The 11,988-nt window shown below is 46.6% G+C and carries 6 protein-coding genes; all 6 read left to right on the top strand.

Going from position 1 to position 11,988, the window contains the following annotated elements; all coding sequences use genetic code 11:
* The coding region (gene rpoB, locus Q0499_RS14260) for a DNA-directed RNA polymerase subunit beta (protein ID WP_299200414.1) at window positions 1-3,909 on the top strand (3,909 nt) is incomplete at its 5' end.
* Between the two features lie 76 nt (window positions 3,910-3,985).
* Window positions 3,986-8,212, top strand: coding sequence for a DNA-directed RNA polymerase subunit beta' (gene rpoC / locus Q0499_RS14255; RefSeq protein WP_067862892.1), 4,227 nt, complete (start codon window positions 3,986-3,988; stop codon window positions 8,210-8,212).
* A gap of 142 nt (window positions 8,213-8,354) precedes the next feature.
* A complete protein-coding gene (rpsL, locus tag Q0499_RS14250; protein ID WP_067862891.1) occupies window positions 8,355-8,729 on the top strand; it encodes a 30S ribosomal protein S12 in 375 nt (124 codons plus the stop codon).
* 124 nt (window positions 8,730-8,853) lie between these two features.
* Entirely contained in the window at window positions 8,854-9,324 is a 471-nt protein-coding gene (rpsG, locus tag Q0499_RS14245) for a 30S ribosomal protein S7 (protein WP_067862884.1), read from the top strand.
* A gap of 18 nt (window positions 9,325-9,342) precedes the next feature.
* On the top strand, window positions 9,343-11,436 hold the full coding sequence (fusA, locus tag Q0499_RS14240; protein ID WP_299200412.1) for an elongation factor G: 2,094 nt from the start codon (window positions 9,343-9,345) through the stop codon (window positions 11,434-11,436).
* Window positions 11,437-11,471: 35 nt separating this feature from the next.
* Window positions 11,472-11,988, top strand: a 517-nt coding sequence (locus tag Q0499_RS14235; protein WP_299200411.1) for a GTP-binding protein, incomplete at its 3' end; no start/stop codon positions are given.

Raw genomic sequence — 11,988 nt, 5'->3', positions numbered from 1 at the left:
TCCTATTCTGGAAATGCATCTCTGGAATATGTGGGCTACCGTCTGGGTGAGCCTGTATTTGACGTTAAAGAGTGTCAAATACGCGGTATTACGTATGCAGCTCCACTGCGCGTTAAAGTTCGCTTGGTTATTTATGATCGCGAATCCAGCAATAAAGCTGTAAAAGATATTAAAGAGCAAGAAGTCTACATGGGCGAAATGCCTTTGATGACAGATAACGGTACATTTGTTGTAAACGGGACTGAGCGAGTAATCGTTTCACAGCTTCACCGTTCACCGGGTGTATTCTTTGATCATGATAAAGGTAAGACTCACTCTTCTGGGAAGCTGCTTTATTCTGCGCGTATTATTCCTTACCGTGGTTCATGGTTAGATTTTGAATTTGATCCAAAAGATAGCTTATTTGTTCGTATTGACCGTCGCCGTAAATTACCAGCAACTATTTTGTTGCGTGCGTTAGGCTACCAGACTGAAGAAATCCTTGATATTTTCTTCGAAAATACGACGTGGTCACTAGACAGCGAAACAATCAAAATGCATTTGATTGCCGACCGTCTACGTGGTGAGACGCTTTCTTTTGAAGTAAAAGATGCGAAAGGCAATGTTGTTGTTGAAGCCGGCCGCCGTATTACGCCACGTCACATTCGTCAGATGGCGAAAGTGGGCATGGAGCAGCTTGAAGTACCTATGGAGTATCTTGTAGGTAAAGCGATTGCACGCGATGTTGTTGATCCTGCAACCGGTGAGTTGATCTGTGGTAGTAATGCTGAGATTACAGAGGAATTGGTTGAGCAGCTGCGCGCTGCTAATATCACTACCTTTGAAACGTTATACACCAACGAATTGGATTGTGGTCCGTTTGTTTCTGATACGCTACGTAATGATCCGACACGTAACCAGTTAGAAGCTCTGGTAGAAATCTACCGTATGATGCGTCCTGGTGAGCCGCCAACAAAAGAATCGGCTGAAGCGTTATTTGAAAACTTATTCTTCAGCGAAGATCGTTATGATCTATCTGCTGTAGGTCGTATGAAGTTCAACCGTCGTCTCGGTCGTGATGAGGTTGAAGGTTCTGGTGTCTTAGATAAAGAAGATATCCTTGAGGTGATGAAAACCTTAATCGATATCCGTAATGGTAAAGGCACGGTAGATGATATCGATCATCTAGGTAACCGCCGTATCCGTTCTGTCGGTGAGATGGCAGAGAACCAGTTCCGTGTTGGTCTTGTTCGTGTAGAACGTGCCGTTCGTGAACGTTTAAGCATGGCTGAATCCGATAACCTAATGCCACAAGATCTAATTAATGCTAAGCCTGTGGCTGCAGCGATTAAAGAGTTCTTTGGTTCTTCTCAGTTATCGCAGTTTATGGATCAGAACAACCCGTTGTCTGAAGTTACCCATAAACGCCGTGTTTCTGCATTAGGCCCAGGTGGTCTAACACGTGAACGTGCTGGCTTTGAAGTACGTGACGTACATCCGACACATTATGGTCGTGTATGTCCGATCGAAACACCAGAGGGTCCAAACATCGGTTTGATCAACTCTTTGGCAACGTTTGCGCGTACCAATGATTACGGTTTCCTTGAAACACCGTACCGTCGTGTTATTGACAGTAAAGTAACCGATGAGCTGGATTACCTATCTGCGATTGAAGAGAACACCTTCGTTATCGCACAGGCATCCGCAACTATGGATGAAGAGGGCCGCTTACTTGATGAGTTGGTTACTGTTCGTCACTTGAACGAAACAACGGTTATGCAGCCAGAAAAAGTACAGTACATGGACGTGTCACCACGTCAGGTTGTATCTGTGGCGGCTTCATTGATTCCGTTCCTTGAACACGATGATGCTAACCGTGCCTTGATGGGTTCGAACATGCAACGTCAGGCAGTACCAACGCTACGTGCGGATAAGCCGCTTGTAGGTACAGGTATTGAACGTAACGTTGCACAGGACTCCGGTGTTTGTGTTGTTGCGCGTCGTGGTGGTGTTATTGAGTCTGTTGATGCGAGCCGTATTGTGGTGCGTGTTAATGATGATGAAGTGACCGCTGGTGATGCAGGTGTAGATATCTACAACCTGACCAAATATACCCGCTCAAACCAAAATACATGTAGCAATCAGCGTTCTATCGTGAGCCCTGGTGATCAGGTTGCTATTGGCGATGTTATGGCTGATGGTCCATCTGTAGATATGGGTGAGCTGGCGCTAGGTCAGAACATGCGTATCGCATTTATGCCTTGGAATGGTTATAACTTCGAGGATTCCATCCTCATCTCTGAACGTGTTGTTCAGGAAGATCGTTTTACAACGATCCATATTCAAGAACTTACCTGTGTTGCTCGTGACACTAAGTTGGGTTCTGAAGAGATTACATCGGATATCCCTAACGTAGGTGAATCTGCGCTGGCTAAGCTTGATGAAGCGGGTATCGTTCATATCGGTGCTGAAGTAGGCCCAGGTGATATTCTTGTTGGTAAAGTAACGCCGAAAGGTGAAAGCCAGCTGACACCAGAAGAGAAGCTACTAAGAGCGATCTTCGGTGAGAAAGCGTCCGATGTTAAAGATACATCTCTACGTGTTAAGACGGGTACGGTTGGTAAAGTTATCGATGTACAAGTATTTACACGTGATGGCGTTCAAAAGGATGAGCGTGCACTAGCGATTGAAAAATCTGAGCTAGATGCCATCCGTAAAGACCTTTATGAAGAGCTACGTATTGTTGAGCAAGCAACCTTTGAGCGTTTAGGTAAAGTGCTTATTGGGTTGAAAGCTGACGGTGGCGCAGGCCTTCAGAAGGGTGAAGAGATTACGGCTGAATTCTTAGCGGGCTTGTCGAAATCAGATTGGTTCAATATCCGCGTTTCAGATGAAGCTGCAGCTGAACAGATTGAATTGGCTGAGAAGCAGTTAGAAGAGCGTAAAGAGTCGCTAGACAAGCGCTTTGAAGACAAAAAGAACAAGCTACAGACAGGCGATGATCTTGCGCCGGGTGTCCTGAAAATTGTTAAGGTTTATGTGGCAACTAAGCGCCGCGTACAGCCAGGTGACAAGATGGCAGGGCGTCATGGTAACAAGGGTGTAATCTCTGTAATCATGCCTGTTGAAGATATGCCTTATGATGAAAACGGCGAGCCAGTCGATATCGTACTGAACCCGCTAGGTGTACCGTCACGTATGAACGTTGGTCAGGTACTAGAGACGCATATGGGTATGGCTGCTAAAGGTCTGGGTCGCCGCATCAATGAGATGCTAGATCAAGAGCGTGAGCGTGCTGAAACGGTTAAAGAGATTCGTGAGTTCTTACATAAGATCTATAACGCTGATTTAGGTGCGGGCATTAACAGCCGTACTGAAGATCTAGATAGCTTTACGGATGAAGAGATCCTTGAACTGGCTAAAAACCTTTGCGGTGGTGTTCCACTGGCAACGCCTGCATTTGATGGCGCTAAAGAGGTTGAGCTTAAGTCGTTGCTACGTTTAGCGGGCTTAAGTGATACAGGTCAGACAACATTGTTTGATGGCCGTACAGGTAATCAGTTTGATCGCCCTGTAACCGTTGGTTACATGTATATGCTGAAATTGAACCATTTGGTTGATGATAAGATGCATGCGCGTTCAACTGGCTCCTATAGCCTTGTTACTCAGCAGCCGCTGGGTGGTAAAGCTCAGTTCGGTGGTCAGCGATTCGGTGAGATGGAGGTGTGGGCACTGGAAGCTTATGGTGCTGCATATACGCTTCAAGAGATGCTCACAGTTAAGTCCGATGACGTGAATGGTCGTACCAAAATGTATAAAAACATTGTGGATGGCGATCATCGTATGGAGCCGGGTATGCCGGAGTCCTTCAACGTACTTATTAAAGAGATTCGCTCTCTGGGTATCGACATCGAGCTCGAATCCGAATAAGCACAAAACTGTACACCAGGCGGGGGTCGCTCATTAGAGCGGCCTTAAGCAAGAACTCCGTTAGGAGCTTGAAAGAATGAAAGATCTGCTGAATCTGCTTAAAACACAGGGTCAATCTGAAGAGTTTGACTCGATCAAGATCACTCTGGCTTCCCCTGAGATGATCCGTTCATGGTCTTATGGTGAAGTTAAAAAGCCAGAAACCATTAACTACCGTACCTTCAAGCCTGAGCGCGAAGGTTTATTCTGTGCCAAAATTTTTGGCCCAGTAAAAGATTACGAATGCTTATGCGGCAAATACAAGCGTATGAAGCATCGTGGTGTTATCTGTGAGAAGTGTGGCGTAGAAGTTACGCTGGCTAAAGTTCGTCGTGAGCGTATGGCGCACATCGAATTAGCATCTCCAGTTGCCCACATTTGGTTCCTTAAATCACTACCGTCCCGTATTGGCTTGATGCTTGATATGACGTTGCGTGATATTGAACGTGTTCTTTACTTCGAGTCTTTCGTTGTTATCGATCCAGGTATGACTACCCTTGAGCGTGGTCAGATGTTGAACGATGAGCAATACTTTGAAGCGCTTGAAGAGTTTGGTGATGACTTTGATGCCCGTATGGGTGCTGAAGCGGTACGTGAGCTGCTTTCTTCAATTGAGTTAAAAGAAGAAGTTGACCGTTTACGTGAAGAGTTGCCACAGACTAGCTCTGAAACAAAAATTAAGAAGCTATCTAAGCGTCTTAAGTTGCTAGAAGCATTCTACAAATCAGGTAACAAACCTGAGTGGATGATTCTTGAAGTGCTGCCGGTTCTTCCGCCAGATCTTCGCCCATTGGTTCCTCTTGATGGTGGCCGTTTCGCAACGTCTGATCTTAACGATCTGTACCGTCGAGTTATCAACCGTAACAACCGTCTTAAGCGTCTGTTGGATCTTAATGCTCCGGATATCATCGTACGTAACGAAAAACGTATGTTGCAAGAATCTGTTGATGCGTTGTTAGACAACGGTCGTCGCGGTCGTGCTATTACCGGTTCTAACAAGCGCCCTCTGAAATCTTTGGCTGATATGATCAAAGGTAAGCAGGGTCGTTTCCGTCAGAACTTATTGGGTAAACGTGTAGATTACTCTGGTCGTTCTGTAATCGTGGTAGGTCCATACCTACGTTTACATCAGTGTGGTCTTCCTAAGAAGATGGCACTTGAGCTATTTAAGCCTTTTATCTTCTCTAAACTAGAGCTTCGTGGTCACGCTACTACGATTAAAGCTGCTAAGAAGATGGTTGAGCGCGAAGAAGCATTAGTATGGGATATCTTGGATGAAGTTATCCGTGAACATCCGGTACTGCTTAACCGTGCACCAACACTTCACCGTTTAGGTATCCAGGCGTTTGAGCCTGTGCTAATCGAAGGTAAGGCAATTCAACTGCACCCATTAGTATGTGCGGCATACAACGCCGACTTCGATGGTGACCAGATGGCGGTACACGTACCGTTGACTATTGAAGCGCAGCTAGAAGCACGGGCATTGATGATGTCGACCAATAACGTGTTATCTCCTGCTAACGGTGAGCCGATTATCGTTCCTTCGCAAGACGTTGTATTGGGTCTGTACTACATGACTCGTGAGCGTGTAAATGCGAAAGGTGAAGGCATGGTGTTCTCAGATATTGATGAGATCGCTCGTGCCCAAGGTGCAGGTCAGTTAGATCTTCAGGCTGGAATTAAAGTACGTATTACTGAAACGATTCGTGATATCGAAGGTAATGTTGAAGTTATCACTGAGCTGAAAGAAACAACGGCTGGTCGTGCTTTATTGTTTGCTATCGTTCCAAACGGCCTTCCTTATGAGCTGGTTAACCAGCCAATGAAGAAGAAAGCTATTTCCCGTCTATTGAATGAAGCCTATCGTCGTTGTGGTTTGAAAGATACGGTTATCTTTGCCGACCAACTGATGTATACCGGCTTCCGTCAGGCAACTATGTCTGGTGTATCGATCGGTGTGAACGATTTCGAGATTCCAGCAGAAAAAACGCTGATTATCGAAGAGGCGGAAACCGAAGTTGTAGATATCGAACGTCAGTTTGCTGATGGTTTGGTAACTCAAGGTGAGAAATACAACAAAGTTATCGATATCTGGTCTCGTGCTAATGAACTGTTAGCTAAGAAGATGATGGATAACTTGAAAACTGAACCGGTTATTACTAAAGACGGTAAAGAATCAGAGCAAGAGTCATTTAACTCTGTTTATATGATGGCCGACTCCGGTGCCCGTGGTAGTGCTGCGCAGATTCGCCAGCTTGCCGGTATGCGTGGTTTGATGGCTAAGCCAGATGGCTCAATTATCGAAACGCCGATCACTGCGAACTTCCGTGAAGGTTTGAACGTACTTCAGTACTTCATCTCAACCCATGGTGCACGTAAAGGTCTAGCGGATACAGCACTGAAAACAGCAAACTCTGGTTACTTGACGCGTCGTTTGGTTGATGTTGCTCAGGATGTTGTGATCACGGAAGCTGATTGTGGCACAGAGGAAGGTTTGTCAATGATTCCTCTAATCGAAGGCGGTGATGTTGTAGTTGCGCTGGCTGATCGAGTGTTAGGTCGTGTTGTAGCTCAGGATGTTCTTGATCCATCAGGTAAAGATGTTCTTATTGCTGCAGGTACATTAATTGATGAGGCATGGAAGCATCGTTTAGAAAACGAAGATATCTATTCATCCATTGATGAGATCATTGTGCGTAGTGCTATTACATGTCGTACTCGTCACGGTATCTGTGCAAGCTGTTATGGTCGTGATCTAGGCCGTGGTCACCTGGTTAACCCAGGTGAGGCTGTAGGTGTTATCGCCGCTCAGTCAATCGGTGAGCCGGGTACACAGCTTACCATGCGTACGTTCCATATAGGTGGTGCAGCTTCGCGAGCTGCAGCAGTGGATAGTATCCAAGTTAAGAATGGCGGTGAGATTCGTCTACATGATCTTAAGTTTGTTGAGCGTCCAGATGGTGCATTAGTTGCAACTTCGCGCTCGGGTGAACTTGGTGTGACTGATGAGCATGGTCGTGAGCGTGAACGTTATAAGCTTCCATACGGTTCTGTAATCAAAGTTAAGAATGGCAGTAAAGTTGAAGCGGGCGACATTGTTGCTAATTGGGATCCGCATACGCATCCAATTATCTCTGAAGTGGCGGGTCGCGTTGAATTATCAGGTATGGATGATGGTATTACCGTTAAGAGTCAGACTGATGAATTGACCGGTTTGTCTACAACCGAAGTACTTGATAACAAAGATCGTCCAGCGGCAGGTAAAGATATCCGCCCAATGATCAAGTTATTGGATGCTAAAGGTAATGATGTAATGCACCCAGGTACAGATTCTGCTGCGCAGTATCTATTACCTGCGAAAGCGATTATGAACTTAAGTAATGGTGCTGATGTTCAGGTGGGTGATGTACTGGCTCGTATCCCGCAGGAAGGTTCTGTGAACAAGGATATCACCGGTGGTCTACCACGTGTTGCTGACTTATTTGAAGCACGTAAGCCAAAAGAGTCCTCTATCTTAGCTGAAGTATCAGGTATCATCGGCTTCGGTAAAGAAACTAAAGGCAAAAAGCGTTTAGTTATCTCGCCAAGTGATGCTGAGCCACACGAAACAATGATCCAGAAATGGCGTAATTTAAACGTCTTCGAAGGTGAGCAAGTGAATAAAGGTGAGGTTATCTCTGATGGCCCATCTAACCCACATGACATCTTGCGTATTCTGGGTGTTGAAGAGCTGGCTAAGTACATTACCAGCGAGATTCAAGATGTATACCGCCTACAGGGTGTAGGTATCAACGATAAGCACATCGAAGTTATTGTTCGTCAGATGTTGCGTAAAGTTGAAATCGTCTCCTCAGGTGACTCAAGCTTTATTACAGGTGATCAGGTTGAATACCAAGCGGTATTGGCTGAGAACGAAGAGCTTGAAGCAGCAGGTAAGATCCCTGCTAAGTTTGACCGTGTGTTGCTGGGTATTACTAAAGCATCACTTGCAACTGAGTCCTTCATCTCTGCCGCGTCCTTCCAAGAGACAACGCGTGTATTGACTGAAGGTGCAGTAACAGGCAAGCAGGACTTCTTGCGCGGCTTGAAAGAAAATGTCGTGGTTGGTCGTCTGATCCCAGCGGGTTCAGGTCTGGCTTACCACGAAGAACGCAAACGCAAGCGTGCTCAACCTGCTGAAGGTGAAAGTGCGACTGTAAGTGCAGAAGATGTGCAGCAAGCACTAACTGAAGCATTAAATGCGTCTATGCCAGACGCTGAATAACTATTTTTTCATTTTTATTGAATAAATAGTACTCAGTGTTTGATGTTGGGGCCGGAATTTATTAAAATTCCGGCCCCTTTGTGGTTGGATTGAAAAATATCCAATTTTTATGGTGTTAAATCAAAACGTGGAGTTTGCTTAAATGGCAACGATTAACCAGTTGGTACGTAAACCGCGTAAACGCAAAGTTCAGCCTAGCGATGTTCGCGCATTGCAGGCTTGTCCTCAGCGTCGTGGCGTATGTACCCGTGTTTACACCACTACTCCGAAAAAACCGAACTCAGCATTACGTAAAGTATGTCGTGTTCGTTTGACCAACGGCTTCGAGGTTGCTTCCTACATTGGTGGTGAAGGTCACAACCTACAGGAGCATAGTGTTGTTCTAATTCGTGGTGGTCGTGTTAAGGACCTTCCAGGTGTTCGCTACCATACGGTACGTGGTGCACTGGACTGCTCAGGTGTTAGTGAGCGTAAGCAAGGCCGTTCTAAATACGGTGCTAAGCGTCCTAAATCTTAATCGTAGTCCCTGCGGCGCAGCTTTCTTGTAAGACTAAGAAGCTAAACCGGATACGCGGTAAGAGTAAGGCCAAGTTTACATACTTGGAAAACCTGAAGACCTTTTAATGAATTGAGGGCTTATCATGCCTAGAAGACGCGTCGCTGCAAAGCGCGAAATACTACCGGATCCTAAGTTCGGTAACATTGTTCTTGCCAAGTTTATTAACCATGTAATGGTTCACGGTAAGAAATCAGTTGCTGAGAAAATTGTTTACGGTGCTTTGGATAAAATCCAAGAGCGCTCAGACAAAGATCCATTGGAAATTTTTGAAAAAGCTCTGGAAGCGATCCAGCCAGCGGTTGAGGTTAAATCTCGCCGTGTTGGTGGTGCAACTTACCAGGTGCCTGTAGAAGTGCGTCCTGCTCGTCGTATGGCTCTTGCTATGCGTTGGGCGGTTGACTCTGCACGTGGTCGTGGTGAGAAATCCATGGCTCTACGTTTGGCAGGTGAGCTTGTTGATGCTTCTGAAGGTCGCGGTGCGGCTGTTAAGAAACGTGAAGACGTGCATCGTATGGCTGAAGCGAACAAAGCATTCGCTCACTACCGCTTCTAAAAAACTGAGGACTAAGTTGTGGCTCGTAAGACTCCTATATCACGTTATCGCAACATCGGTATCTGCGCACATGTGGATGCCGGTAAAACGACGACTACGGAGCGTGTTCTGTTTTACACCGGTCTTTCTCATAAGATTGGTGAAGTACATGACGGTGCTGCAACTATGGACTGGATGGAGCAGGAGCAGGAGCGTGGTATTACTATCACGTCTGCTGCAACTACCTGCTTCTGGAAGGGCATGAGCCAACAATTCGAAGATCATCGAATTAATATCATTGATACGCCGGGGCACGTTGACTTCACGATTGAAGTTGAGCGTTCTTTGCGTGTATTGGATGGTGCTGTTGTTGTGCTTTGTGCCTCTTCCGGTGTTCAGCCTCAGACTGAGACTGTTTGGCGTCAGGCTAATAAATATGAAGTGCCGCGCATGGTATTCGTCAATAAGATGGATCGCATAGGTGCTGACTTCTTTATGGTTGTTGATCAGCTAAAAGAGCGTCTTGGGGCAAATGCTATACCTATCAATATTCCGATTGGCACGGAAGAAGACTTTGTAGGTGTGGTTGATCTGATTCGCATGAAAGCCATCATGTGGAATGAGGCAGATCAAGGTATGACCTATGAGCTGGAAGATATCCCAGCGAATATGCAAGAAACGGCTGATAAGCTTCATGAACAGCTAGTAGAAGCTGCTGCAGAAGCAAATGAAGAATTAATGGATAAATACCTTGAAGATGGTGATTTATCTCTGGACGAATTAAAGCAGGGTTTACGCTCACGTACGCTTGATAACGATATTGTTCTTATGTTGGCAGGTTCAGCATTTAAGAATAAGGGCGTTCAGGCGATGTTAGATGCGGTCATTGAGTTCATGCCATCTCCAATCGAAGTTAAAGCGATTGAGGGTATATTGGATGATAAAGATGAAACTCCTGCTGCACGTCATGCTGACGATGATGCGCCTTTCTCGGCCTTGGCTTTTAAGATTGCCACTGACCCGTTTGTAGGTACGTTGACATTTGTTCGTGTGTATTCGGGTGTTCTTAAGTCAGGTGACGGGGTTTATAACTCAGTCAAAGGCAAAAAAGAGCGCGTGGGTCGTATGGTACAGATGCATGCCAACAACCGTGAAGAGATCAAAGAGGTGCGTGGGGGTGATATCGCCGCGCTTATCGGCATGAAAGATGTTACAACAGGCGATACTTTATGTGACGGCGATAATCGTATTATCCTCGAACGCATGGAGTTTCCTGCGCCGGTTATTTCGGTTGCAGTTGAGCCTAGGTCTCAAGCTGACCAAGAGAAGATGGGTGTTGCCTTAGGTAAATTGGCGCAAGAAGACCCTTCTTTTAAAGTTGAGACGGATAAAGAAACTGGCCAGACCATTATTTCAGGTATGGGTGAGTTGCATCTTGATATTCTTGTGGATCGAATGAAGCGAGAATTTAAAGTTGAAGCGAATATCGGTAAGCCTCAAGTGGCCTACCGTGAGAAGATTCGTAAGTCGGTTGATGCGAACCATAAGTTTATTCGTCAATCGGGCGGACGTGGTCAATACGGTCATGTAGTGGTTGAGTTTAGCCCTTCTGAGAATGAAGGTTTAGAGTTTATCAATGAGATCGTGGGTGGCGCGATCCCAAGAGAATTTATACCAGCAATAGAAAAGGGTATTGAAGAGCAGATGCAGAACGGCTGTCTGGCCGGTTATCCGCTGCTGCGTATCAAGGCAACCCTGTACGACGGTTCCTACCACGACGTCGACTCGAACGAGATGGCCTTCAAGGTCGCTGGTTCCATGGCAATGAAGAAGGGTGCCCTCGAGGCGAACCCGGCACTGCTCGAGCCGATCATGCGTGTTGAAGTTGTGACGCCGGAAGATTACATGGGTGATGTTGTAGGCGACCTGAACCGTCGTCGCGGCGTTATCCAGGGCATGGACGAAGGTCCTGCCGGTAAGGTCATCCGTGCAGAGGTTCCGTTGTCGGAAATGTTCGGTTACGCCACCGACCTGCGTTCTGCAACACAGGGTCGGGCGTCTTATGCGATGGAGTTCTCCCGCTATATGGAAGCTCCTTCGAACATTGCCGAAGCGATCATTAAAAAGGGTTGATCCCCAGGACTTAAGAAACAGGAAGAGGTGTAACCGTGTCTAAAGCAAAGTTTGAGCGTAACAAGCCGCACGTAAACGTGGGCACCATTGGTCACGTTGACCATGGTAAGACCACTCTGACAGCCGCCCTGACTCGTGTATGTCACGAAGTATGGGGTACTGGTGAGAGCCGTGCTTTCGATCAGATCGATAACGCACCGGAAGAGCGTGCGCGTGGTATCACCATCGCGACCTCTCACGTTGAGTACGATTCTCCGACCCGTCACTACGCACACGTAGACTGCCCGGGCCACGCGGATTATGTTAAGAACATGATCACCGGTGCGGCCCAGATGGACGGCGCTATCCTGGTTTGCTCCGCAGCTGACGGCCCCATGCCGCAGACTCGTGAGCACATCCTGCTGTCCCGTCAGGTTGGCGTACCTTACATCGTTGTGTTCCTGAACAAAGCGGACATGGTTGACGATGAAGAGCTGCTCGAGCTGGTCGAAATGGAAATCCGTGAGCTGCTGAGCGACTACGATTTCCCGGGCGACGACACGCCGATCATCA

It is taken from the genome of uncultured Amphritea sp. (assembly GCF_937127095.1).
Classification (GTDB): domain Bacteria; phylum Pseudomonadota; class Gammaproteobacteria; order Pseudomonadales; family Balneatricaceae; genus Amphritea.
This window is presented reverse-complemented; position numbering and strand designations above follow the sequence as displayed.

What these genes read in the sequence shown, in the direction of transcription:
- rpoC (WP_067862892.1), top strand. Translation starts at nt 3,986, where the DNA reads ATGAAAGATCTGCTGAATCTGCTTAAAACACAGGGTCAATCTGAAGAG.
- rpsL (WP_067862891.1), top strand. Translation starts at nt 8,355, where the DNA reads ATGGCAACGATTAACCAGTTGGTACGTAAACCGCGTAAACGCAAAGTT.
- rpsG (WP_067862884.1), top strand. Translation starts at nt 8,854, where the DNA reads ATGCCTAGAAGACGCGTCGCTGCAAAGCGCGAAATACTACCGGATCCT.